Source organism: Clostridium thailandense, from assembly GCF_019207025.1.
Lineage (GTDB): Bacteria > Bacillota > Clostridia > Clostridiales > Clostridiaceae > Clostridium_AM > Clostridium_AM thailandense.
Genome location: NZ_JAEEGC010000132.1, coordinates 1 through 26981 on the forward strand (window position 1 = coordinate 1; position 26981 = coordinate 26981).

Annotated in this window: 17 protein-coding genes; 15 read left to right on the plus strand and 2 right to left on the minus strand. The window is 31.2% G+C overall.

Features of this window, described 5'->3' with window-relative positions:
- Nucleotides 1–454 precede the first annotated feature (454 nt).
- From I6U48_RS22395 to I6U48_RS22435, 9 genes are all read left to right on the plus strand, one after another.
- Nucleotides 455–1660 carry a response regulator transcription factor gene (locus I6U48_RS22395; RefSeq protein ID WP_218322708.1) on the plus strand — a complete coding sequence of 402 codons (1206 nt, stop codon included), beginning with the start codon at nt 455–457 and terminating at the stop codon, nt 1658–1660.
- Nucleotides 1657–3516 (plus strand): substrate-binding domain-containing protein, encoded by a 1860-nt coding sequence (locus I6U48_RS22400; protein ID WP_218322709.1) that lies wholly within the window; start codon nt 1657–1659, stop codon nt 3514–3516. The genes I6U48_RS22395 and I6U48_RS22400 overlap by 4 nt, the downstream gene beginning before the upstream one ends.
- Before the next feature lie 156 nt (nt 3517–3672).
- Entirely contained in the window at nt 3673–4677 is a 1005-nt protein-coding gene (locus I6U48_RS22405) for an ABC transporter substrate-binding protein (protein WP_218322710.1), read from the plus strand.
- A 121-nt stretch (nt 4678–4798) separates the two neighbouring features.
- Nucleotides 4799–6328 carry a sugar ABC transporter ATP-binding protein gene (locus tag I6U48_RS22410; protein ID WP_218322711.1) on the plus strand — a complete coding sequence of 510 codons (1530 nt, stop codon included), beginning with the start codon at nt 4799–4801 and terminating at the stop codon, nt 6326–6328.
- Nucleotides 6321–7364 carry an ABC transporter permease gene (locus tag I6U48_RS22415; protein ID WP_218322712.1) on the plus strand — a complete coding sequence of 348 codons (1044 nt, stop codon included), beginning with the start codon at nt 6321–6323 and terminating at the stop codon, nt 7362–7364. Before I6U48_RS22410 ends, I6U48_RS22415 begins: the two co-directional genes overlap by 8 nt.
- On the plus strand, nt 7361–8368 hold the full coding sequence (gene yjfF / locus I6U48_RS22420) for a galactofuranose ABC transporter, permease protein YjfF (protein ID WP_218322713.1): 1008 nt from the start codon (nt 7361–7363) through the stop codon (nt 8366–8368). Before I6U48_RS22415 ends, yjfF begins: the two co-directional genes overlap by 4 nt.
- Nucleotides 8369–8578: 210 nt before the next feature.
- Complete coding sequence (locus I6U48_RS22425; protein WP_312891117.1) at nt 8579–10351, plus strand: sensor histidine kinase; 1773 nt, start codon at nt 8579–8581, stop codon at nt 10349–10351.
- A 434-nt stretch (nt 10352–10785) separates the two neighbouring features.
- Nucleotides 10786–12444, plus strand: coding sequence for a dihydroxy-acid dehydratase (gene ilvD / locus I6U48_RS22430; RefSeq protein ID WP_218322714.1), 1659 nt, complete (start codon nt 10786–10788; stop codon nt 12442–12444).
- 147 nt (nt 12445–12591) lie between these two features.
- Entirely contained in the window at nt 12592–14292 is a 1701-nt protein-coding gene (locus I6U48_RS22435) for a PocR ligand-binding domain-containing protein (protein ID WP_246615502.1), read from the plus strand.
- Between the two features lie 109 nt (nt 14293–14401).
- Here I6U48_RS22435 and I6U48_RS22445 read toward each other — a convergent pair whose 3' ends face one another.
- Nucleotides 14402–14959 carry a serine/threonine protein kinase gene (locus I6U48_RS22445; protein ID WP_218322715.1) on the minus strand — a complete coding sequence of 186 codons (558 nt, stop codon included), beginning with the start codon at nt 14957–14959 and terminating at the stop codon, nt 14402–14404.
- A gap of 115 nt (nt 14960–15074) precedes the next feature.
- Complete coding sequence (locus I6U48_RS22450) at nt 15075–16688, minus strand: PAS domain-containing sensor histidine kinase (protein WP_218322716.1); 1614 nt, start codon at nt 16686–16688, stop codon at nt 15075–15077.
- A gap of 387 nt (nt 16689–17075) precedes the next feature.
- On the opposite strand from I6U48_RS22450, the gene I6U48_RS22455 reads away from it, so the two are divergent.
- The 6 genes from I6U48_RS22455 to I6U48_RS22480 all read left to right on the plus strand — a co-directional run bounded on the left by I6U48_RS22455 (nt 17076) and on the right by I6U48_RS22480 (nt 26981).
- A complete protein-coding gene (locus tag I6U48_RS22455; protein WP_246615503.1) occupies nt 17076–18869 on the plus strand; it encodes an ATP-dependent metallopeptidase FtsH/Yme1/Tma family protein in 1794 nt (597 codons plus the stop codon).
- A 448-nt stretch (nt 18870–19317) separates the two neighbouring features.
- Nucleotides 19318–21204 (plus strand): anaerobic carbon-monoxide dehydrogenase catalytic subunit, encoded by a 1887-nt coding sequence (gene cooS / locus I6U48_RS22460; protein ID WP_218322717.1) that lies wholly within the window; start codon nt 19318–19320, stop codon nt 21202–21204.
- A gap of 21 nt (nt 21205–21225) precedes the next feature.
- Nucleotides 21226–21675 carry a 4Fe-4S dicluster domain-containing protein gene (locus tag I6U48_RS22465; RefSeq protein WP_218322718.1) on the plus strand — a complete coding sequence of 150 codons (450 nt, stop codon included), beginning with the start codon at nt 21226–21228 and terminating at the stop codon, nt 21673–21675.
- A complete protein-coding gene (locus I6U48_RS22470) occupies nt 21675–22904 on the plus strand; it encodes an NAD(P)/FAD-dependent oxidoreductase (RefSeq protein ID WP_218322719.1) in 1230 nt (409 codons plus the stop codon). The genes I6U48_RS22465 and I6U48_RS22470 overlap by 1 nt, the downstream gene beginning before the upstream one ends.
- A 210-nt stretch (nt 22905–23114) precedes the next feature.
- Nucleotides 23115–23543, plus strand: coding sequence for a CBS domain-containing protein (locus I6U48_RS22475; protein ID WP_218322720.1), 429 nt, complete (start codon nt 23115–23117; stop codon nt 23541–23543).
- Between the two features lie 333 nt (nt 23544–23876).
- Nucleotides 23877–26981 (plus strand): efflux RND transporter permease subunit, encoded by a 3105-nt coding sequence (locus tag I6U48_RS22480; protein WP_218322721.1) that lies wholly within the window; start codon nt 23877–23879, stop codon nt 26979–26981.

Genomic DNA, 26981 nt, shown 5'->3' on the forward strand with positions numbered 1-26981 from the left:
AAGACCAGAAAATTAACTTATACGCAGGGATATGTTTCCAAAGCTGAAAGCACATATAAAAACTTTTTAGTCAACCTTAGCTCAGTATTTTAGAAAATCTTAGAGTCTTTGATATGTTTGAGGTACGAGTTTATCAAAGATTCTTAGATTTTCAAAATACTGAGCTTTAGATTGACAAAAAGTTTTTATCGTGCTGAAGCTTGGAAACATATGACGGAATGTAAGTTAATTTTCGGCCGTGCAACCCTATATTACATATATTATACATTGGTCAAAGTATAATATATGTAATATAGGGTTGCAATCTGAAATAAGAAGTAATTATTCATCAATAATAACTTTGTTAATGGAATTCTAAATTAAAATAGTGTATTATTTTAAATAGAAATTATGTATGGTATAATTTAACTTAATTACTATATATCGATAGGCCTTAAAGGGGGATTAAAGGTGGATGTTTAAGTTACTTATTGCAGATGATGAGGCAAGGATTAGAAAAGGTTTGAAAAATTCACTTAATTGGAGTGATATGAATATAGAAATTGTAGGAGAGGCAGAAGATGGAGAAATAGCGCTTAAAATTATAGAGGATAAAAAGCCAGATATAATTTTAATCGATATTTGTATGCCTTTTTTAAATGGGCTAGATCTTATAGAAAAGATAAAATCCAGTGTAAGTAACTCAATTATCATAATAATCAGTGGTTATGATGAGTTTAGTTATGCACAAAGAGCACTAAAGCTTAGAGTTTTTGATTATATTTTGAAACCTGTAGATAGCAAAATGCTAGAGGGAGTAATTTTGAGAGCCACAAAAGAATTAAATAAATTTCAAGAAAAGAGAAATTATTTAGAGTGGACAAATAAGCATTTGGAGGAAAATTCTAGTGCACTTAAACAATCATTCTTAAACAATTGGTTAAGCGGCAAATTGACACATGAACAATTAATTGATGAATTAGATTTTTTTAACATTAATATTGGAAAAGATGTTGGATTAATAGTAATTAAGGTAGTTGAGCGGTTAGCACTAGGTGTAGCTATTAAGAGTTGGGACAAAAAAATGCTTAATTTTGCTATTATAAATATAGCTTGCGAAGTATTAAATAAACCAGAGCCTATACTTACTTTTACTGATGATGATGGGAATATTGTAGTTATTATGAACATAGATCAAAATAAAAGCTGGCACAATGTAGGAGCTTTAATAGAAGAAAAGATATATGATTACTTACATTATACTGCAATAGTGGATCAAAAAAAAGTATCTAATATCTTAACTGTAAGAGATTGTTATATATCATTAATTAATGATATAAATAAGAAAACACAATATAAACCAGTAGTTCTTTTAGTGATGAAATATATATGTAAAAATTACTGTGTAAACGATTTGAATTTGGAAAAAGTGTCCAAAGAATTTAATGTAAGTTCGTCTTATCTGAGCAAGCTTCTCAAGCAACAAATAGGAATGTCATTTATTGATTATGTTACTAGTGTAAGAATTAATAAAGCAATGTGTATTATGGAAGATCCTACAGTAAAAATTTATGAGGTAGCAGAATTAGTTGGATATAGTAATCAACATTATTTTTGTAAAGCTTTTAAAAAAATAATGGGTTTTCCTCCAACGGAATTTAGAGGAGGTATATCTAATTGATTATAAACATTAAACAAAAGAAAATTATTTTTGCAACACTATTCATCATTTTAATATTAACTATTGTCATTATAAAATTTAATGCAAAAAATAAGTCAGAAGAAGTTCAATATGTCATTGGGATGTCTCAGGCAAATTTAACAGAACCCTGGAGAATTTCTATGAATGAAGAGATTATAAAGGAAGCACAAAAATACAAAAATGTAAAAATAGTTTACAGAGATGCTGGTGGAGATACTGAAAAACAAAAGAGAGATATTGATGAATTGGTACAAAGTGGTGTAGACTTATTAATTGTATCTATGAATGATTCTAAAGAACTAACACCAGTGGTAAGTAAGGCGTATAAATCAATACCTGTAATTGTACTTGATAGAGCAGTAGAAGGGTATGACTATACTTTATATATTGGTCCAGACAATGAATCAATAGGTAGACAAGCGGGAAATCTAGTAATAGATTTTGCTAAAAACAATAATGTTAAAGTTATAGAAATTCAAGGACTCCTGGATTCGAATCCGGTTGTAGAAAGAAGTAAAGGGTTTAGAGCAGCTATCAAGAACTACAACAATATTGAAGTATCCAGAACAATTATAGGTGAATGGCAAAGGGATGAATCGGAGGACAAGGTTAAAGAAATTCTCAAAGAAGATAATAATATAGATATTATTTTTGCTCATAATGATTATATGGCTTTTGGAGCATATAAAGCTGTACATGAATTAGGAATAAAAAATATAAAAATAATTGGAGTGGATGGACTTGAAGGAGAAAACGGTGGTTTAAGTTTGGTTTCACAAGGAGTTCTCGAAGGTACATTCACTTGCCCAACAGGAGGAAAAGAAGCGGTTGATTATGCTTTAGATATTTTAAATAAAAAAGAAGATATACCAAAAAAAATAATTCTTAGAAGTGATAAAATTACTAAGTCAAATGTAGATACATATTTACAAAATAAACAGACCAAACCAGCAAGTCATAAAAAGATTATGTTAGGATATGCTCAACTAAAATCCGAAAGTAAGTGGAGAGATGCAAGTGCAAAGTCTATTAAAACAGCAGCAAAAAAGGCTGGAATGGATTTAGTATTTTTGGAATCTGGCACCACACAGGAAGATCAAAAAAATTTAATAAGAGAGTTAATAAAAAAAAGAGTGGATATTATATCTTTTTCTCCTCAGGTTGAATCTGGGTGGGATGATGTTTTAAAAGAAGCTAAGAATGCAGGGATACCTGTAATTATAAATGATAGAACAGTAGATTCAGATGATTCTCTATGGGTGTGTAGTATTGGCTCTGATTTCTATGAGGAAGGAAGGAGAGCAGGTAGATTGCTGGCGGATTGTTTTAAAGATAATAAACAGGCCAATATATTAGAAATCAAAGGAACTACAGGAGCAACTCCGACTATTGATAGAGAAGAAGGATTTAAAGAGATAATCAAAAATTATAAAAATTATAAAATAGTACAATCTTGTACAGCGGATTTTGATTATAAAGCTGGAAAAGAGGCAATGAAAAAAGTTTTAGATGATAATAAGAATAAAATAAATGTAGTGTTTGCACAAAATGATGACATGGCTATCGGTGCAGTAGATGCTATAAAGGAGAAAGGATTAGTTCCAGGAAAAGACATAGTAGTTTTAGGGATAGATGCTACTAAAGAAGCATTGTTTTCTGTTAAAAGAGGAGATATCTATGGGACGGTTGAATGTAATCCGCTTATTGGACCGCAATTAGTCAAAACGGCGGAACAGGTAATTAATGGCTTTGAGGTACCGCTAAGAATTATAAATTCAGAAAATATATTTACTGAAGAATTTCCATATAAAGAGATTATCGGTAGAAAATATTAATATTAAGGAGGTCGTCGCACTTAAGTGCAACAGCCTCTTTAATTTTTTAATCGAAAAGTATACAAAAGTACTGATTAATGCAAATACAGTTTTAAAAAGTCAATGTATAATTATAATTGTAAACGTTACAAGATGTTATTAAGGGGGAATTAAAAAATGAAACTTAAAAAATTAGCGGCTTTAGCAGCTGCAGCGGTTTTATCCGTTAGTATGTTTGCTGGATGTGGTGGAGGTCAAAGTACTTCTACATCAGGTTCACAATCTTCAAGTACATCAGGAAAGAAAAAAGTAATAGGTTTTGCTCAGGTTGGAGCTGAAAGTGGTTGGAGAACTGCAGAAACTGCTTCAATAAAAGAAATTCCTAAATTAGATCCAAATTTTGAATTGAAATTTTCTGATGGTCAACAAAAGCAAGAAAATCAGATAAAGGCTATAAGATCCTTTATAGCACAAAAAGTGGATATTATCGCATTAGACCCAGTTGTAGAAAATGGTTGGGATACAGTATTAAAAGAAGCTAAAGACAATAAAATACCAGTTATTATAGTAGATAGAAACGTAAAAGTAGCAGATGAGTCTCTTATTACAGCATTCTTAGGCTCGGATATGGAAGAAGAAGGAAAAAGAGCTGCTAAAATTATAATAGATAAATTTGGCAAGGATGCAAAACTTAACATAGCAGAACTTCAAGGTACTGTTGGATCAACAGCAATGGTAGGACGTAAAAAAGGATTTGATGAAACTATAAAAGATTGTCCAAACTATAAAATTATAAAATCACAAACTGGTGACTTTACACGTGCAAAAGGTAAAGAGGTTATGGAAGCCTTCTTGAAATCAGATGGAGACAAAATAAATGTTTTATGGTCACATAACGATGACATGGCTGTTGGTGCTATACAGGCTATAGAGGAATATGGTAAAAAACCAGGAAAAGATATATTCATAGTTTCAGTTGATGGTATCAAAGATATGTTCCAATTAATGGCTGATGGAAAATCTAATGGTATAGTTGAATGTAACCCACTTTTAGGACCACAATTACTAGACATTTCAAAACAAGTGTTATCAGGAAATCTTAAAGACAAAAACGTAAAATCTAAAGAAGGCGTATTCACTCAAGATCAAGCTAAAGCAGAATTACCAAATAGAAAATACTAAAATTGCAGGTTTATAGTATAAGAGCGGGATTGTTTCCAGCTCTTATACTATAAATATTTATATTTGATTTGATGAATAGTTACTTAGTACTGTCATTTTATGTGACAAGGAGGGAAAATTAATGTCTGATAGTAATGTAGTTTTAAAGATGCAAGGCATTTGTAAGTCGTTCCCTGGAGTTAAAGCCCTTTCAAATGTTGATTTTGAACTTAGGAAAGGTGAAATACACACTCTTATGGGACAAAATGGAGCAGGAAAATCAACTCTAATAAAAGTTCTTACAGGAGTATATGAAATAGATGAAGGTACTATAGTTTTAAATGAAAGAGAAGTTAGAATTACTTCTACTCGTGACGCTCAAGAGAATGGAATAAGTACTGTTTATCAAGAAGTAAATTTGTGTCCCAATCTAACTGTAGCCGAAAATATTTATATAGGTCGTGAACCAATGAAAAATGGAGGCATTGATTGGAACACAATGAACAAAAATGCTGAAAGGCTTTTGGAAGAAAGACTTAATCTAAAAATAGATGTTAAAAGGGTATTATCTGGTTACTCTGTTGCTATACAACAGATGGTTGCAATAGCAAGAGCTGTTGATATATCAAAGGGAATATTAATACTTGATGAACCTACATCTAGTTTAGATAATAATGAAGTCAAACAATTGTTTAAGGTTATGAGAAAATTAAAATCAGAAGGAATGTCAATGGTATTTGTAACCCATTTTATGGATCAAGTATATGAAATATCTGATAGAATAACTGTACTTAGAAATGGAGGTTATATCGGAACCTATGATGCAGATAAGTTGCCGGAGATGGAACTTATTTCTAAAATGATAGGAAAAAATTATGAAGAGCTGAAAAAATCTAGTGATGTAGCTCGTGAATACAATATAAAAGATAAGAGTGAAGTTTTATTAGAAGCTAAAAAGTTTGGAAGAAAAGGTACTATAGAATCCATTGATATGGATATTCGAAAAGGAGAAGTTCTAGGACTAGCAGGATTACTCGGATCAGGTAGAAGCGAATCCGCAAGATTACTATTCGGTATAGATAAGTCGGATCATGGAATGCTCAATATTAACGGAAAAGAATATTCGTATATTTATCCTCAAAAAGCTATACAAGAAGGCTTAGCTTTTTGTCCAGAAGATAGAAAAATTGAAGGTATAGTTGGACAATTAACAATAAGAGAGAATATAGTGTTATCTCTTCAATCAAATAAGGGTATATTCAAGTATATCCCAATGAAGAAACAGCAGGAGATAGCAAATAAATATATAGAATTATTAAATATTAAAACCCCTGGTACAGAACAGAGAATTGATAATTTAAGTGGTGGAAATCAACAAAAAGCTATACTTGCAAGATGGTTAGCGACAGATCCACAGTTATTAATTCTTGATGAACCTACAAGAGGTATTGACGTAGGAGCCAAGGATGAAATAAAGAAATTAATTATAAAATTGGCTAAGGAAGGTATGACAATTATATTTATATCTTCTGAACTTCAGGAGATGGTTAGTTGTTGTGACAGAGTACTTGTGCTCCGGGATAGAAAGATTATAGGAGAATTAGTAGGAGAAGATATACAGGAAGCTAGTATATTACAGATAATTGCGGAAGGAGGAGCAGTCAATGAGTAATATCAAATCAGATAGCATTTTTCAAAAGTTTTATAGAATGCAGATATTTTGGCCTTTGATATCTTTAATTGTGTTACTTTTGGTAAATTTCTTTGTAAGGCCAGGATTTATGAGCATAACTATTAAAGATGGACATTTATTTGGAAATTTAATAGATATACTTAATCGTGCAGCTCCACTTATATTAATTTCCTTAGGTATGACGATAGTAATTGCTACTCAAGGTATTGATATTTCAGTTGGTTCCATAATTGCTATAAGTGCAGCTGTTTCAGCAACAGTTATAGTAGATGGAGGTTCAGTTCCGGTAGCTGTTTTAGCAGGAGTAGTAGTAGGAGCTGTTTGTGGTATATGGAATGGCTTCCTAGTTTCATACATTGGAGTACAACCTATGGTTGGTACCTTGATACTATATATTGTAGGGAGAGGTATTGCGCAGCTAATTACAGGAGGCCAAATACTAACTTTTACAAATGAAAACTTTATTTTTATAGGTACAGGATACTGGTTTTTGCCGGTTGCTATATATATAGCTGCTATAATTACTTTTGCTATATACTGGTTGATTAGAAAGACAGCTTTGGGTTTGTTTGTTGAATCTATAGGAGTTAACAGCACTTCAAGTAGGTATTCAGGTATAAATGCTAAGAAAGTCATTTTTTCACTTTATGTTATTTGTGGTATTCTTGCAGGTATTGCAGGTATAATAATATGTTCTAACATAAAAAGTGCAGATGCTAATAATGCTGGCTTATGGCTGGAACTAGATGCAATTTTAGCTACAGTTATTGGTGGAACTTCTATGGCAGGTGGTAGATTTTACTTAGGTGGAACTGTAGTAGGAGCATTATTTATACAAACTTTAACTACAACTATATATAGTATGGGAGTGCCTCCAGAAATTACTCTTGTTGTTAAAGCTATAGTAGTTATTGTTGTATGTATTATACAATCTGATGAATTTAGAAAAATGTTAAAAGGGAAAAAATCTGTTAGCACTAAAAAATATAAGGAAAAAGAGGTGGCTGGAGTATGAGTGAAGCAGCAATCCATAAGAAGAAAGGATTTAAATTGAACTCAGCTTATATTTCAATTTATGCTACAATTGCATTATTTGTATTATTATTCTTAATTGGGTCCATCATGTATAATGGTTTCTTCTCGGGACAAGTTTTATCCAATCTCTTTATTGATAATGCATATTTGATTGTTATAGCTATTGGTGAAACACTCACTATACTTACAGGTGGTATAGATCTTTCAGTAGGGGCTATGGTAGCCTTTATAAGTATGATAACTGCAAGTTTATTGAAAAATGGATTAAATCCTTTTGTCGTTATAGCTTTTGCACTAGTTGTTGGAGTTATTTTTGGAGCAGTTCAAGGTGTACTAATACAAAAATTTAAACTTCATCCATGGATTGTAACCTTGGCAGGTATGTTCTTTGCAAGAGGTGCAAGCTATATTATTAGTATAGATACTATTACTATTGATAATCCGGTATTTACGAAGATATCTTCCTTTAGAATACCAGTTGCACCAAGTACATTCGTATCAATTAATGTAGTTGTGAGCCTAATAGTAGTAGCTGCTGCGGTATATGTATTAAAGTATACTAAATTTGGAAGGGCTGTATATGCAATCGGTGGTAATGAAAATTCAGCAATGCTTATGGGACTTAATGTAGGAAAGACAAAGATACTTGTTTATACTTTATCAGGCTTTTGCTCAGCTTTAGGAGGATTATTATTTACAATATATACTCTTTCGGGCTATGGTTTACATTGCAATGGTATGGAAATGGATGCTATTGCAGCCTGCGTTATTGGAGGTATACTCTTAACAGGTGGTTCAGGTTATCCTATAGGGCCAATGTTTGGCGTTTTAACTACAGGTATAATCCAAAGTATTATAATGTTTGATGGAACACTTAATTCATGGTGGACCAAAATTGCTGTAGGTATGTTGTTATTCTTGTTTATAGTATTACAAAGAATTATTGTTATTAGAGATGAAAAGAAAAAAGTTGTTATAAGTTAGATAATGATATATATAATTTTCCCTGATAATATATATAAAAGGTGATTAGGCTTAGTACTGATCACCTTTTTAATTAGAGGACAGAGGACAATTGTCCTCTGACATAATGTTGTTGGTGTAAAAGCTTGAAAAATGTGAATAGACAATCTAAAATTATAGTAGATGAATTTAAAATTTATAGCATAATGTATAAAGTTGGAGGGAATAAAATTGAAAGACATTATAAATTCTTTTTTAAACAAAAGTATGAGAGTTAAGTTAGTTTTCTATTTTTTATTGGTAATTTTATTTCCTACCATAACAATAACCCTTTTAGGTAATTTAATGTACAGAAATTCCATGGGTGATGAGCAAAATATAAACACTCAGCAAATGATAAAACAGATAAGTGGTAATATTGATTTTTACATTAGAGATACAGAGAATATAATAAATTACTTATCTAATGATCCTAAAGTATTAAGATTTTTAAATAGTGACGAGGTAAATAATAATTCTAACGATAGCACCATAAATAATGACGCTTATAGTAGCATAAATAGTTTTGTGAAGCTGCATCCAGAAATGGCAGGTATAATGATAGTAAATGAGAATGATGTTTATGTCAGCGACATCATGTATAGGATATCAAGGGATCCTCTTACAAATGAAAGATGGTATTTAAAAGCTATTCAAAATCCTAAGAGTATAAACCTTTTCAGTAAACCTGTAGGAAGAAATATCAATAATGTTTTTAATTATTGTGCCGATGAAGTAGTATCTATGTCGAAAGCAGTTATAGACAATAGAACGGGAAAATGTGTTGGAGTAATACTTATAGATATGAAACTGGATGTTATTAAACAGGTCATTGAAAATGTTAAGCCTGGCAAAACAGGCTTTGTTTATATTACAGATTCGGAAGGAGAAATAGTATATTCGCCTGTTAATTCTATAGTATATAGGATAGATAAGCAATGGTTTAGTGATAAAAATAGTGAAATTGCAATTAAAAAAATAAAAGGTAAAGACTATGAAATTATGAATACAGCCTCAGAATATACTAAGTGGAAAACCATAGGAGTATTTCCCCTTGATGAAATTCAAAAGGTTATAACTTATGTAAAATATTATTCGCTAATTATTGCTGTGATAACTTTAATACTGGCAGGAATACTGGCTATATTTTTCACTCGGTCAATTATTAGGCCGATTACAAAGTTGAGAATGCTTATGAAAATGGCAGAGGAAGGAAACTTAAATGTTCATTTTAATAATAAGTACAATGATGAAATTGGAGAACTTGGTAATTCTTTCAATACTATGATTAAAGAGATTAAAACTTTAATAAATTTAGTACAAGTTGAAGAAAAAAAGAAAAGGAAGGCAGAAATAAGCACTTTGCAGGCTCAAATAAAGCCGCATTTTCTTTACAACACTCTTGATACAATTCAATGGATGGCAAAAGAAAAAGAGGCTGAAGAGATTGCTCAAATGGTTAGTAATTTAAGCAGTCTCCTGAGAACTGGATTAAATAATGGAGATGAGATCATAAGATTAAGAGGGGAAATTAAACATGTAGAAAGCTATTTGATGATACAAAAAGTTAGATATGAAAATAAGCTTAATTATGAAATTAGTATAGATAGAAACATTCTTGACTATAATGTTATTAAATTAATGTTGCAGCCATTAGTTGAAAATGCAATTTATCATGGAATAAAGGAGAAAAGAGGACAAGGCAAAATTGTAATTCTAGGAAATTTAGAAAATAATAAAATACATATCAAGGTTATAGATAATGGCATAGGAATAAGTGAAAGTAAACTCGAGATGATTAATTTATTGCTAAAAGGAAACGGGTCTGCTACAAATAAACTTGGATATGGAATTTTTAATGTAAATGAGAGAATAAGATTAAATTATGGAAACGAATATGGACTTACTTATAGCAGTGTGTATGGACAAGGTACTACCGTAGATCTGTGGCATCCGGTAGTATAAGGAAACACGGCCGACACTTAACTTATACTCCGGGAGATGTTACCAGGCTTCAGCACTATAAAAACTTTTTATATGTGCTTTCAGCTTTGGTAACATCTCCCTGCGTATAAGTTAAGTGTCTGTTTTGTTTTTTTACACATAGATTGTTAACTTTAAACGTTAATTTATAATTCTACAGAATTGCTAGTTGTAAATTCATATTATACTTACAGTAGTAAATTTCAAATAGAAATAGTAATTTAGATAAGTTAAGTTATAGAGTTGTTTGTGTATAAATTAATCTGTATGTTAATAAATTAATAGTATATCGTAATATATTAACAGTATAATAGTTTAATAAAAAGGCATAAACTTTGTAAGTTATTAATATTATAAGAAAATATAATTAAGACATGAGGTATTTATCATAAATAAACTATTAGGGGGAGACAAGCATGAGAAGTGACGTAGTTAAAGGAGGAGCAAAAGGAGCTCCAGCGAGATCATTAATGTACGGTATGGGGTACACAAAAGAAGAGATAGAAAGACCTCTAATAGGTATTGTTAATGCTCAAAATGAAATAATAGCGGGGCATATTCATTTAGACGAGATTGCTGAAGCAGCAAAAGTAGGGGTAACTATGGCAGGGGGCACGCCAATAGAGTTTCCTTCAATAGGAGTATGTGATGGTATAGCTATGGGGCATATAGGAATGAAATATTCCTTAGCAAGTAGAGAGCTTATAGCAGACTCTATAGAAGCTATGGCTATAGCGCATGGATTTGATGGTTTAGTTTTAATTCCTAATTGTGATAAAATTGTACCAGGAATGATTATGGCAGCGGCTAGATTAAACATACCTGCTGTAGTTGTAAGTGGTGGACCAATGAGAGCAGGAAAACATGAAGGAAATGATGTTGATTTTAGTACTATCATAGAAAAAGTTGGATCTTACAATGATGGTAAAATTACAGAAGCTGAGCTTGAAGATGTAGCTCAAAAAGCTTGTCCAGGATGTGGTTCTTGTTCAGGATTATTTACTGCAAATAGTATGAATTGTTTAACAGAAGTCTTAGGAATGGGGCTTCCATACAATGGAACTTCAGCAGCTCATTCAGGTGAAAGAAAGCAATTAGGTAAGTATGCTGGAATGAGAGTTATGGAACTTCTAAGGAATAATATAAAACCATTAGATATATTGACTTTAGATGCATTTAAGAACGCGATAACAGTAGATATGGCGATGGCAGGATCAACTAATACAGTATTGCACTTACCTGCTATAGCTCATGAAGCTGGTATAGAGCTTAATTTAGATTTATTTGATGAGATAAGTGGTAAGACTCCTTGTCTTACTAAACTAAGTCCTAGTGGAAAGCATCATATAGAAGATTTACATCTTGCTGGTGGAATTCCAGCTATGATGAATGAGTTATCTAAAAAAGGACTTATATGTGAAAGTTCATTAACTGTTACAGGAAAAACTGTAGGAGAGAATATAAAAGATAAAGTTATAAAAGATAACAAGGTAATTCACTCAATAGAGGAACCTTATAGTAATAAAGGCGGACTTGCTATATTAAGAGGAAATTTAGCAATAGATGGTGCAGTAGTAAAGGAATCAGCAGTAGCATCAGAAATGCTAAAGCATAGAGGTCCAGCAAGAGTTTTTAATTCAGAAGAAGAAGCTGTTCAGGCAATCTTCGGAGGAAAGATAAGCAAAGGTGACGTAATAGTTATAAGGTATGAAGGACCAAAAGGTGGTCCAGGTATGAGAGAAATGTTGTCACCAACTGCTGCTATAGCAGGTATGGGATTAGATAAAGAGGTAGCTCTTCTAACTGATGGAAGATTTTCTGGAGCAACAAGAGGAGCAGCTATAGGTCATATATCGCCAGAAGCTATGGATGGTGGAATTATAGGGTTAGTAGAAGAAGGAGATATTATATCTATAGACATACCAAACAAAAGTTTAAATGTAGAAATTAGCAGAGAAGAAATAGAAAAGCGTAAAGAAAAATTTGTTAAGTTAGAGCCGAAAATTACAAAAGGATATTTAGGTAGATATGCTAGATTAGTTACTTCGGCTAATACAGGTGCAGTATTAAAATAGCTCTTCCATAAAATTATATATATTAAAACCCTCACTTATATTAGCCTGCAACTAATATAAGTGAGGGTTTTTTGGTTGGACAATTAGATTTATTATTTGTATAATATAGTTGAAATTGTTGTGTTAATTCATAGGATTGGTGATAATATGATAAATGAACTATATTGCAGTAATAAACATGATATTCAAAAATTTGATTGGGGTGAAGTAATCTGGCTTCATGAACCTTCTAACCTAGTAACTCAAAGATTAAGTGCTTCTTTAGTTAAATTTTTTCCCGGGAAAAAGCAACTTAGACATGTTCACTTTGGAGAAGAGCAAATATTATATGTACTTCAAGGAACTGGTTTAAACGTAGTGAATGGAAAAGAGGAAAAAGTAAGTAAAGGAATGCTTATACATTGTCCACCTTATTCTGAACATGAAGTGGAAAATACCGGAAATGAAGATTTGGTTTTTTTGATAACGTATGCTCCATCTAAGCTAGTAGAAGTTCATCAAAGCTTGGCAGTATCAAATAATAAACATATATTGGATATTGTAGATAGGGAAGTGTTGGAAAATATTCAAAAAGAAATATCTGAACTTTTAAAGCTTTCAGTGGGCATAACTGACAGTAACAATAATTATGTTACAGAACCTATAAATTTACATAGATTCTGTGATTTGTGTAAAAAAATGAATGTTTGCAAGGAAAGACAGAATAAATATGAAAGTGCGCTTAAAGGTTTAGATAAAGTATTTATATGTTGCAATAATATAATAATTATAATAATTCCTATATTAGTAGGAGAAGAGATTATAGGTTATGTAAAGTGTGGGCATTTTCTTTTAAATAAATCAGTAGATATTAAAAGGAATATTGAAAATAATTATAAGCGTAAAATTAAAAATATTGATCCATTGCTAGCTGCTTATAATGAAATACCTATTATAATGAAAAGTAGATTTTATGCCCTTGAGGAATCTCTAAGTATAGTATCTAGGATTATTTCTAACATTATAGAAAATAATTTAGTAGATAGACAATTGAAAGAGAAAAATAATGAAATACTTAAAAATGCCAAAGAGAAGCTGTATTTAGAAGATGCACTAAAACAGGCCAACATCAAACTTCTTAGGTCACAAGTTTCTTCAGGATTTGATAATCATAAATTTAAGCCTAGAAATTTTTACAGCAGGCAGAATATTGAATATCCTCTTGAAATGGAGAACAAACTAAGAGACACAATTAAAAAACTTGATGAAACCTTATGCGAGAAAATCATTTCTGAGAAAATTAATATTTACAGAGAAAAAGAATTTTCTATTGAAGATGTAAAAGAAACTTTTGAAGAACTTGCAGTAACCTTAGCTAGAATTATTTATGAAGAAACTAATGATGATAAATTGTTTCTAAATATAAGAAATAAATATAAAGAAGAAATAAAAGGCTGTAATAATTACAGCACATTACAAGAAGTCTTTATAGAGTTTTCAAAAGAAAATATTAAGATATTAAAAAGCATATTGCTAAATGGTAAATATGATATTATACAGAAAGTTAACTTATATATAGAGAACAATTTTAATCAAGACATAAATTTAAGTTTTCTTGCTGATATGTTTTTTATAACACCAAATTATTTAAGTACAATTTTTAATGATAAGAATGGTATGTCCTTAAAAGACTATATAAATAAACTTAGAATAGATAATGCCAAAAAGTATTTGATTGAAACTAACATGAAAATATCAGATATAAGTAAAATGGTGGGATATAATCAATTAAGTTATTTTGGAAGCATATTTAAGAAGCTTGAAGGATGTACACCTAACGAATATAGATCAAAATCAGGAAATAAATAAACAGACTTGTTGCACTATATAGACAATCACGGCCGAAAGTCAACTTTCAGCCGTGAGCACCTATAAGTGCAGCAATCCTGTTGAGTTTTGGATTTATCTATATCAAAATTTATAAAAAATTTTTCCACTTTTTGTATTGATCTGCATATTTATATTGTATTATATTGAAAAATTTATTTAAAACACCGTGTCTTTTCAATCCTTTGAGCATTGAAATTGGATACTTTTGAACTATTTCAAAGTTTTTTCTGGGATCTATTATTTTTACAGACTCATTAGCTTGTACAAATATATGCCCCAAACGTATATCTATTCTTGTAAATCCTAAAGACTCAAAATCATTAAAGATTTCTACTAGCTGGAAGGATAAATTTTTGTTTATATCATGATCTTTTAAATATTCACTTAGAGTAACTCCATTTATGAAAGACATAATAATAGAGAAATCATCATATCTATATACCTTAGGAAAAAACTTGCTTTTTCTTCCACACTGTAAAATATGGAGTTGACTTTTACAGGAATGACTGCTGTTAAAAACTTTAATTACTTTATTTGGTGGCAATAAATAAACCTTCCCTTGATGACCTTGTCCAATAAATCTCAAGTTGCGTATATCTATACCGCAATAATAATTACGATCGGTATAGTTATATAGGTTTGTCATAATTATTCCTCCATTTTGTAATCTACGATTTTATCCTTTGAGTTTCATTGTAGTACTATATAATATTAAGAAAACTATTAGGAGGTTACAAATAGCTTATATAATTATAAAATTTCTATGAGTATATATCAGAAAATTCAATGCTAATTTTGTGTACTTTTCTGTTAAAATTTTCTTCGGTTGCTGATGCATTTGAAGAAGTAGAAGGCATTTCTATGTTTTCTGATGTCTTGTTTGGAAGGGAGATTGTGAATGTACTTCCTACACCATAGGTGCTGCAAACTTTTATAATTCCGCCGTGAGCTTCCACTAAGGCTTTGACTAATGATAAACCTATTCCACTTCCCTCAGATTTACTTGTAAGTTCTTCATCTACCTGTCTAAAACGCTCAAATATTGATTCTAATTTATTGGAAGGAATTCCGCAGCCAGTATCACTGATAATTATTAGTACAGCATTTTCTTCATTTTTTACATCTACTTTTATAGTTCCATCAGATTTAGTATATTTTACAGCGTTAGATAAAAGGTTAAGAATAATTCTTTCAATTTTATCAGCATCACAAGCTATTATTTTTTCCTCTGTATCTGTATCAAATATTAAGTTAATACCATTATTTTCAATATAATCTGCAACAGAAAGAGTGATATTTTCAACTATTTCCACGATATTATGATTGGAAAAATTCATGTGAAGAAATCCGGAGTCTAGTTTTGAGATATCAATAATATTATTAATAAGTTTCAAAAGTCTATAAGAATTCTGCTTCATTATATTAATATATTTTTCAAAGGCAGTAGTAAAATCATTGTAGTTATTATCAGAATTGTTATAAATATAGTTTAACAACTGAATACTGCTTAAAATGATATTTAAGGGAGTTCTAAGATCGTGAGATATGTTACTAAAAAATTCAGTTTTAACTCTATCACATTCTATTGTATATTCTAAAAGTTTTTTGTTTTCTTCAGTCATTCTCTTTTGTTCTGTAATATCTTTAATGTAGCTTAAAATTTCAGTTTCATTTTCATGGGATACTGAAGTAGAATAAGCATCGCATATAATCTTATCGCCATTAAGTTTAAGCATATTTATTTCCTTGGAGTTAACTTTATAACCATTTTCTAAAAGTTTTATTCTTTTAGAAGACGTTTTTCTACAACATGGATCTACAAAGTCCAATATACATTTTCCTATTATATCGTCTTCGCATTTTGCTCCAAATAACTTTAAACCTGATTCATTCACATAAGTAATAACTCCTTTTTCATAGGCATACACACCAAGTGGGGATAACTCTATAATTTTTTTGTTTCTTTCTGTGGTTTCACTTAACTCTCTTTGGATTTTTACTTGCTCAGAGATGTCTATACTGTATCCTGCCATATAGATATTGTTACCATATTCATTTTTAAAAGCTTTTCCTGTACTTCTAATATATTTATATCCGGCATGTTTTGATTTAATACGATATGTGACAGCAAAATAATTGGTTTTATTCGAAACTATGTCGTTAAGAGCATTTAATAAAGCTTTAATGTCATCAGTATGAATGAGAGTGAGCCAAAAGTTAACGCCTTTTTCGACTTCATTTTTGTCATAACCTAAAAAATTAATCAAAGCTTCTGCTTTATCAAGTTCTTTTGTTAATAGGTCGTATTCCCAAATCCATTCAGACATACTAGCTACAATTAAACTATTTCTTATAGATTCATCTATTTTAAGCAAGATTAATACCCCCTTAAATAAAAAAATTACCATTGTAAATTATCTATATTGTATCATATTTTGTAGAATTTACACAAATATGCTGTGAAAATTGACAAAATAATTAGAACTTGAAGCGTGAAATTTTGAAATATTGCATAATAATTAAATTAATAATTAAACTCATAATTCTGTTTATTCTAAATAGAAAAGAAAGTTTGTATTTTAAAAATGTTGACCAGAAATTAAATTATAAATTTTTTATTAAATAAGGAAAAAACTTAATGAAATCTATACCTTTTTTTATGAAAATAGCTATAATAATCAGTGGGATGAAAATCATAAAAAATATGGTTGTTTTGCGATTACATACGCTAAAAATGAGTTTTATAAAGGAGAGTATTGAGTATGAGATGGGAAAAAATTGTAACTTTTATATTGTCGGGATTAATATTACTTCCAATTATAATTTGCCCTTTTGCAGTTTTGAAAAATCCTGATATTGAATTGGGGAGTAATTTGAAAACATTAAGAAATACAGTGGCTTATAACTATAAGGATGCAGATAGAGATTTAAATGATTTTAAGTCTATGGTTGAAAGCAGTAATGTGAAATCTGTAAATTATAATGAAACAGATTCTGTGCTTGAGGCTGAGGATAAAACAGGTAAGATATTTACTTTTCAGAATCCGAAAAATCCTCAATTTAGACAATATTTAATGGAACATAAAGTTACAATTAAAGAATCATCTAGTCTTTACTCTAAAATATTGAATACGATTCTATTTAGTATGCTAATATTTTTTGTAATTATGTTGATAGCTAGATATAGGAAAAGAGAAGCTTTGCCGGCTGGATTCAGAGGGGAAACTTCAGAAGATTTTAATGAGTCTAAGGATATTGATGTAAGATTTAGCGATGTAGCAGGAAATGCAGAAGCAAAAGATAATATGCAGGATATAATTGAATTTTTAAAGGATCCAGATAAATTTAAGAAATTTGGAGTGAAAATTCCTAAAGGAATAATATTATATGGCCCTCCAGGAACAGGAAAAACTCTTTTGGCAAAAGCTTTAGCAGGAGAGGCAGGAGCAGCGTTTATTGCAACTAGTGGATCTAATTTTGTTGAAAAGTATGTCGGAGTTGGAGCATCTAGAATAAGAAAGTTATTTGGAGAAGCTAGAAAAAAAGCACCAGCCATAATATTTATCGATGAAATAGATGCAGTTGGAGGAAAAAGAGGAGCAGAAGGTTCAGGAAATAGTGAAGATGCAAAGACACTAAATCAATTGCTAGTGGAGATGGACGGATTTAAAGATGATGAAAACATTATAGTAGTAGCTGCTACAAATAGACTTGATATGTTAGATGATGCACTAATTCGTGCAGGCAGATTTGACAGACATGTAATGGTTGGTCTCCCAGATTTAAATTCAAGATATGAAATATTGAAGGTTCATGCTAAAAACAAACCATTATCAGAAGAAGTTGATTTATTCCAAGTTGCTAAGCAAACAGTTTATATGAGTGGAGCAGATCTATCAGGGGTAATGAATGAAGCTGCCATATATGCTATTAAAGAGGATAACTTGAAAATAACCCTAAAACACATAGATAAGGCTATAAATAAAATTGTAGCTGGAGACGAAAAGAAAGATAGATCTAATATATCTGATTTAGAGAAAAAAATAACAGCTTATCATGAAGCCGGACACACTGTTATAGCGAAGTTATTAAATAAGGAAAGTGTGCCAAAGGTTTCTATAATTCCTACAACAAAAGGAGCTGCAGGATATACACTAATAAACCCAAATGAAAAAATGTTTCAGACTAAAACGGAAATTTTAAACAAAATTAGTGGTTTATTAGGTGGGAGAGCCGCAGAAGAAATTATATTTGGAAAGCAAAATATTACTGGAGGAGCATCAAATGATCTTCAAAGGGCAACTAAAATGGCTTTAACGCTTATAACAAAATATGGAATGAGTGAAAAACTTGGACTTGTAAGTTTTGATGACAGAGAAATTTCTCTCCAAAACGAATTGATTTTAAATGAGACTAAACAAATTTTAGATAAAATTTATAAAAAAACTTTAGATTATATATTGTTAAACAAAGACAAATTGGAGGCTGTTGCTCAAAGCTTGTTGAATAGTGAAATAATAAATGAAAATGAGCTTGATATACTTCTAGCAATTTAAAAACCGAAATATGTATAAAAGGTTGCTTATTGTGAAAAATAAGTGACCTTTTATGTTATTCTTTAACAAAGCTATTCTGAGTCCCAGCATCAGAAGTAGTAAATATTAAATTCTTATGCAAATCCAATAAATTCGTATGATTTATATCTTTTTAATAACTCCATGCAGTTCATTATATAGCGCTTTAATCTACGTAAATTTCATGCCTGGATAAAGATTATTGTTAAATATTATTTTTTTGTTGATAATGTATTGACAAATTGGAAAAAAAGGTTTATTCTTAAACTATACCAAGCAGGTATAGTTTAAGAATTATATTAAATAAGATTATTAAAATACCCTAATTTTAAATAAAAAAATTAAAATAAGTAATTATTAACGATTAATTTGTGAGCGGGAGCAAACAGGGTTAATTACCCGTGTTTCCGACTAAAAGGAGGAATTTATTGTGTCAATGTGTGGAAACTGTACAACTTGTCAATCAGCAGATAAGGTTTTGGAAGGATTTATAGACTCTATGGATATGGAAACTTCTCATCATAGAGTAGAAAGCCAAAAGGTAAAATGTGGATTTGGACAACAGGGTGTATGTTGTAGATTATGTGCAAATGGACCCTGTAGAATAACGCCAAAATCACCAAGAGGAATATGTGGAGCTAATGCAGACACAATAGTAGCTAGAAATTTCTTAAGAGCTGTAGCTTCAGGGTCAGCATGTTATTTGCACATAGTTGAAAATACAGCAAGAAATTTGAAAGCAATAGGAGAAACAAAAGGAACAATTAAAGGATTTAATGCTTTAAACAAAGTAGCTCAAATTTTCGGAATAGAAGAAGCAGATAATCATAAGAAAGCAATAATGATAGCAGACAAAGTACTTAGCGACTTATATAAGCCTAGATTTGAAAAAATGGAAATAGTAGAAAAACTTGCATATAAACCTAGAGTAGAAAACTGGAAGAAGCTTAATATAATGCCAGGAGGAGCTAAATCAGAGGTTTTTGATGCTATAGTCAAAACTTCAACAAATCTAAATAGTGATCCAGTAGATATGTTATTAAATTGCTTAAATCTTGGAATATCTACAGGACTTTACGGACTAACTCTTACAAATTTATTAAATGATATTATGCTTGGAGAACCTGCTATAAGAGCAGCAAAAGTAGGTTTTAAAGTTGTAGATACTGATTATATAAATATTATGATTACTGGACACCAACATTCAACAATATCACATCTTCAAGATATTTTAACAGATGAAAAAGTAGTAGAAAAAGCTAAAAAAGCTGGAGCTAAAGGCTTTAGACTTGTTGGATGTACTTGTGTAGGACAGGACTTACAATTAAGAGGAGAGCATTATCAAGAAGTATTCTCAGGACATGCAGGCAATAACTTTACAAGTGAGGCGTTAATAGCTACTGGTGGAGTAGATTTAATAGTTTCAGAATTTAATTGTACACTTCCAGGTATCGAACCTATCGCAGATGAATTTAAGGTTAAAATGATATGTTTAGATGATGTAGCTAAAAAAGCAAATGCTGAATATGTTGCATATTCTTTTGAAAAGAGAGAAGAAATAAGTAATTATGTAATAGATGAGGCTATTAAGAGTTATGGTGAAAGAAGAGGAAATGTAAAGATAAATGTGCCACAAGACCATGGATACAATGATGTAATAACTGGAGTAAGTGAAGAGTCACTTAAAGCTTTCCTAGGGGGAACATGGAAACCATTAGTAGACTTAATTGCAGCTGGAAAGATTAAAGGTGTAGCTGGAGTTGTAGGATGCTCTAATCTTACTGCTATGGGACATGATGTGTTCACAGTAGAGCTTACTAAAGAGCTTATAAAGAGAGATATAATTGTGCTTTCAGCTGGATGTTCAAGTGGCGGACTTGAAAATGTAGGGTTGATGTCACCAGCAGCAGCAGATCTTGCTGGAGAAAACTTAAAAGAAGTATGTAAGAGCTTAGGAATTCCTCCAGTATTGAATTTTGGACCATGTCTAGCTATAGGAAGATTAGAATTAGTTGCTACAGAACTCGCAGAATACTTAGGAATAGATATACCACAGCTTCCACTTGTACTTTCTGCACCACAATGGCTAGAAGAGCAAGCTTTAGCTGATGGAGCTTTTGGATTAGCATTAGGACTCCCACTTCATCTTGCAATACCTCCATTTGTGACAGGAAGCAAAGTAGTTACAAAGGTGTTAACTGAAGATCTTGAAACTTTAACTGGTGGAAAACTTGTTCTTGAAGATGATGTAGTAAAAGCAGCAGATAAGCTTGAAGAAATTGTACTTAATAAAAGACAAAAACTAGGCCTTAAATAATTTGATTGGTGGTGTGCTCCTATGAAAAGAATCATGATAAATAAAGATTTGTGCAGCGCATGTTTAAATTGTTATATAGCATGCATGGCAGAGCACAACGAAAGAGGAAAATCTATATATGATGTAGATCTTGAAGATATAGAAAATGAAGGAAGAAATTATATAACTTTAGATAAGGACGGAAAGCCAGTTCCAATATTCTGTCGTCACTGTGATGAGCCTGAATGTGTTAATACCTGTATGAGTGGTGCTATGACTAAAGATAAAGATACAGGAATAGTTTCTTATGATAAAGAAAAATGTGCTTCATGTTTTATGTGTGTAATGTCTTGCCCATATGGAGTTTTGAAACCAGATACAAAAACTAAAAAGGTTGTAATTAAATGCGATTTATGTAATGGAAGAGAAATTCCTAGATGCGTAGAAAATTGTCCAACTGGTGCAATATACCTTGAGGAGGTGGATTGCTAATGAGATATGTTATAATAGGGGCTAGTGCAGCAGGAATTAATGCCGCAAAAACCCTAAGAGAATTAGATGAAATGAGCGAAATTGTTATTATATCGAAAGATACTGATGTATATTCAAGATGTATGCTTCACCATGTCATTAGTGGAAATAGGAATTTAGAGACGATTGCTTTTGTTGATAAGGAATTTTTCTCTAAAAATAATATAAAATGGATAAAGGGTATTGAGGTTACGAATATAAATGCTAATGAGAAGCAAGTTATCTTGGAGGATAATAAAGTAGAAAAATATGATAAACTATTAATCGCAACTGGTGCCTCCTCATTTATTCCACCAGTTAAAAACTTAAGAGAAGCTAAAGGTGTATACTCCTTAAGAAATTATAATGATGTATTAAATATAGAAGAAGGAATAAAAAAATCAGAGAGAGCTGTGATATTAGGTGCAGGACTTGTAGGTATAGATGCAGCTGTAGCTCTTATGGAGAGAGGAATAAAAACTTCTATTGTAGAAATGGGAGATAGAATACTTCCGCTTCAGTTAGATAAAAATGCAGCAAGCAGGTATCAAAAACTTTTTAGAAATAAAAAAGTAGATATATTTACAAAATTAAAACTTGAGGAAGTAGTTCTAAAAGAAGACGGTTCTATAGATAATGTAAGATTAAGCGATGGAATCGTAATAAAATGTGATATGCTAATAGTTGCCGCAGGAGTTAGACCTAATGTAAGTTTTATAGAAAATGGAAGCATAAAAGTAGATAAAGGCATTGTAGTAGATAAATTCTGCAGAACCTCTGCAAAAGATATATATGCTGCTGGAGATGTTACCTTTACGGCTCCAATCTGGCCTATCGCTGTAAAACAGGGGATAGCAGCTGCATATAATATGATTGGAAAAGAAAAAGCTTTTGAAGATACCTTTGCACTAAGAAATTCAATGAATTTCTTAGGATTAGAAACTGTGTCTTTAGGTGTAGTTGAAGCTCCTGATAATAGCTATGAAGTAGATGTTATTGAAACAGAGGATATTTATAAGAAAATAATTCATAAGGACGGAATATTATATGGAGCAATCCTCGTAGGAGATATATCTTACTGTGGAGTACTACATCAACTTATAAAGAATAAAATAAATATATCTAATATAAACAAGAGTATATTTAAAATTGATTATTCAGATTTCTTCAGTATTAAGGAAGATGGACAATATAAATACGAAGTTGTGTAGCCTTTTTAGGCCACTTATGTAATTAGGACATAAGTGGCCTTTTTATGCAGAATTGTGAATCTATGAAAATAAAATTTTAAACTTTATTAATAATAGTTAATCGATATAAGTGGTATAATTTATTTATGGAGAACTATTTATATTGATTTAAGAGGAAGGCAGGTGAAAAATGTTACTGGTGTATAAGTTAAGCAGTAACATTACAGTCATATGAATATAGCATTTTTTTTAACACCAAAAAAGGATATAGTATTCGAGAATTTAAATTCAACTATGAGGCAAGCTCTCGAAAGAATGGAACATCACAGATATACAGCTATTCCTATTCTAGATGATAAAGGAAGGTACATAGGTACACTTACAGAAGGTGACTTATTATGGAAGCTTAAAAACACATCTGGACTGGATTTGAAAAGTGCAAGCAAAATAAAATTAGATGAAATACCTAGAAGAATGGTGAATAAGCCTATTCATATAAATTCAAATATAGAGGACTTAATTTATACCTCTGTAAGTCAAAATTTTGTTCCAGTAGTAGATGATAATGATGTATTTATTGGAATAATAAAGAGAAGTGATATAATAAATCATTTCTATAAAAAGTTTTTTGAAAGGCAATCAACAGCAGTAGTTTTGTAGATGTAAATTTTTTAAGTATTAAGTATATATATATAGAAAAGGAGTTGTTTATAGGAATATATTATAAACAACTTCTTTTCTGCAGTGAACAAACTGAGCTGGGGTATGAGTTGTTTTAATGTTATTAACAAAAAATTAATAGTTTAGAAACGATTTAGTAACTAATTTGTAATTAGATTGACACAAAAAAAAGATAAAATTATATGATATGCATGGAATAATTTTCAAAATAAGTAAGAGGATTGAGTTGTTCAACGTAGAAATTTGTTGATTTTTTAATGTTTTTAATTTACCATAAGAAATATTAGAACAAAATATCAAGGAGGCTAAAAAATGAGCATAACCGAAATATCAGTAAAAAGGCCTGCAGCTATAACTATGGTAATAGCTCTATTGGTTGGCTTAGGAATATTAGGCTATACAAATTTAGGAGCAGCATTACTGCCCTCTATGACTATACCTGTTATTACAGTGTCAACATCATATAATGGTGCTAGTGCAGATGATATCAAGAAAGATGTTGTAAAACCCATGGAAGATGCCGTTGCAGGAATAAGTGGTATTGATACTATCACTTCTACATCTAGAGAGGGTGCTGGAACTGTTATAATTCAGTTTAAAGATGGTACGGATATGAATACCGCATTTCTAGATGTTCAAAAGGCAGTAGATAAGGCCAAAAGAAGTCTGCCGAGTGATGCAAGTGACCCTGTAATTAGTAAAATAGATACTGACGCTATGTCTGTTATGACCCTTGCTGTTTCAGGAACTGCTTCTTTTGACGAAATATATAATCAGGCAGATAAATTGAAAACAGAAATAGAAAAGGTTCCTGGTGTAGGACAGGTAACTCTTGGAGGAGCAGACAAAAAAGAATTAATAATAAAACTTGACAAAACTGCAGTTGAATACTATGGCATAACTATAAATTCCATATCAAATACACTAAAAAATTCTAATACTAATATGCCAGCAGGACAAATTAAACAGGATAAAATAGACAAGTCAATTAGGGTTATGGGTGAGTTCCAAAATATTGACGAAATAAAAAACGTACTCATACCAACCGCTAATGGAGGAAAGGTACGTTTAGGGGAAATTTCTGATATTGCTTTAGAGCGTCCAGAAGCTACTTCAGAAACCAAACTAAATGGAAAAAAGACTATATCTATTGATATTCAAAAACAGAGTGATGCTAATGTGGTTGAAGTTGTAAACAACATAAAAGATAGAATGAACACATTGCAAAAAAGCATTCCTAAAAATATGAACATAATAGTAGCTAGTGATACTACTACATTTATAAAGGATTCCTTAAGTGGAATAAAACATAGCCTTGTAGAAGGTGTTATAACAACAGCAATAGTATTGTTATTCTTTCTTAAGAGTTGGCGTTCTTCCTTGGTAGTTCTAATTGCTATACCTACATCACTTATCTCTACATTCTTTATGATGTATGAATTAAAGTTCACGTTAAATATGATGAGTTTGATGGCGCTATCTTTATGTATAGGTATACTGGTAGATGACTCGATAGTTGTACTAGAGAATATACAAAGACATTTAGCTCAAGGAAAGAACCCTATAAGAGCTGCTATTGAAGGAAGAAAAGAAATTGGAATGGCAGCAGTTGCAATTACCTTATGTGACGTAGTTGTATTTTTACCAATTGCTTTTATGTCAGGTGTTATAGGACAATACTTTAAACAGTTTGGTTTAACTATAGTTTTTGCAACATTGTTTTCATTATTTGTATCCTTTACTATTACGCCTATGCTTGCTTCTCGATTGGTTAGACACAATGCTGGAGAGAAGGTAGCTAGTGTAAAAAGAAGCCTGTTTGGGAAAATTGGCATTAAAATTAATAAATTTATGGAAAATACTACTGGACTTTATAAAAGGTTTCTTATTTGGTCACTAGATAATAGATGGAAGGTAATAACCGGTTTGATTGCTTGTATTGTAGCAAGTGTTGCTTTAGTTCCATTAGGATTTATAGGTACAGAATTTATGTCAAATTCGGACCAAAGCACTTTTTCTATTTCTATGACACTTACTCCAGGGACAAACTTAAAACAAACAGATGAAAAAGCTGTACAAGTTGATAGCTATTTAAAAACTTTTAAAGAGGTTAAGTATTACTATACACAAGTAAGTGATGCTTCAGTAAGGATTAACGTTACGTTAGTTCCTAAAAATGAACGTAAGAAGAGCCAAACTCAACTAGCTTCGCAGGTGCGTAGTTGGGGAAAGAAGCAGCTTACTGGTGTAAACTTTTCAGTATCTGAATCCCAAATGGGCGGCGGCGGTGGCGGTGGCGGCTCAAGCTCTGCTATAAATATAAAAATATCTGGTGATAATGCTGATACATTAAAAGATTTAGCTAAAAAGGTTGAAGATGAAGTTAAGTCTGTTAAAGGAACAGTGGACGTAACTAATTCATTAGATGCAAATGATAGTGAACTTAGAGTGAAAATTGACAGACTTGCAGCAGCACAGTATGGAGTTGCTGTTTCAGATATAGCTTCAGCGCTTAGAACAGGCATACAGGGTTCATCAGCAGGTACATATAGAGGCGATGATGATGAATATGATATGACTTTAAAATTTATGGATGGACAAATTAAAAGTGCATCCGATGTTGGTGCTATAAAGTTACAAAACTCTTCGGCACAACAAATTTCCTTAAATCAAGTTGCATCAATAACAGAGGCTGATAGTCCTAAGTCCATAAGAAGAGAAAATAGACAAGATGTAGTTACAGTATCTGCCAGCCTTGAGGGAAGAGACCTGGGAAGCGTTAATACAGATATTAAAAATAAAATTTCATCAATGTCTATTCCTATGGGATATACAGTATCTTATGGCGGAAGCCAAAAGCAAATGGGAGATGCCTTTGGCAGTTTAGCAAAAGCCATAATTGCATCTATAGTTCTCGTATATATGATACTCGTAGTGCTATATGAATCATTCCTCACTCCACTAGTAAGAATGCTCGCATTACCTTGTGCCGTAATAGGAGCTTTAGGAATTTTAGCGCTAACTCATAACAGTTTAAATATGATGTCCTTAATAGGATTTATAATGCTGGATGGATTGGCGTCCAAAAATGGTACACTGTTAATTGATTATACTAATACTCTTATGAAACAAGGCATGAATTTAAGAGAAGCTCTTATAGCTGCTGGAACGACTAGATTAAGACCAATTATTATGACTTCTTTAACAATGATTGTTGGAATGCTGCCATCAGCATTGGCTTTAGGTGAAGGAAGTGAAACCAGATCAGGTATGGCATGGGTTATAATAGGCGGAATGATAGCATCAACAATATTATCACCTATTATTCTTCCTGTAGTCTATACATTGATGGATGACTTGAAACATAAAATTTTCAAAAATCGTAATAACAAATCATATGTTACGGAGGCAGATTAA

Coding starts and splice junctions, on each gene's coding strand:
- I6U48_RS22405 (WP_218322710.1), top strand. CDS start 3,673: ATGAAACTTAAAAAATTAGCGGCTTTAGCAGCTGCAGCGGTTTTATCC.
- I6U48_RS22470 (WP_218322719.1), top strand. CDS start 21,675: ATGAGATATGTTATAATAGGGGCTAGTGCAGCAGGAATTAATGCCGCA.
- I6U48_RS22475 (WP_218322720.1), top strand. CDS start 23,115: ATGAATATAGCATTTTTTTTAACACCAAAAAAGGATATAGTATTCGAG.
- I6U48_RS22415 (WP_218322712.1), top strand. CDS start 6,321: ATGAGTAATATCAAATCAGATAGCATTTTTCAAAAGTTTTATAGAATG.
- I6U48_RS22435 (WP_246615502.1), top strand. CDS start 12,592: ATGATAAATGAACTATATTGCAGTAATAAACATGATATTCAAAAATTT.
- I6U48_RS22395 (WP_218322708.1), top strand. CDS start 455: ATGTTTAAGTTACTTATTGCAGATGATGAGGCAAGGATTAGAAAAGGT.
- I6U48_RS22480 (WP_218322721.1), top strand. CDS start 23,877: ATGAGCATAACCGAAATATCAGTAAAAAGGCCTGCAGCTATAACTATG.
- ilvD (WP_218322714.1), top strand. CDS start 10,786: ATGAGAAGTGACGTAGTTAAAGGAGGAGCAAAAGGAGCTCCAGCGAGA.
- I6U48_RS22410 (WP_218322711.1), top strand. CDS start 4,799: ATGTCTGATAGTAATGTAGTTTTAAAGATGCAAGGCATTTGTAAGTCG.
- I6U48_RS22465 (WP_218322718.1), top strand. CDS start 21,226: ATGAAAAGAATCATGATAAATAAAGATTTGTGCAGCGCATGTTTAAAT.
- yjfF (WP_218322713.1), top strand. CDS start 7,361: ATGAGTGAAGCAGCAATCCATAAGAAGAAAGGATTTAAATTGAACTCA.
- I6U48_RS22445 (WP_218322715.1), bottom strand. CDS start 14,959: ATGACAAACCTATATAACTATACCGATCGTAATTATTATTGCGGTATA.
- I6U48_RS22455 (WP_246615503.1), top strand. CDS start 17,076: ATGAGATGGGAAAAAATTGTAACTTTTATATTGTCGGGATTAATATTA.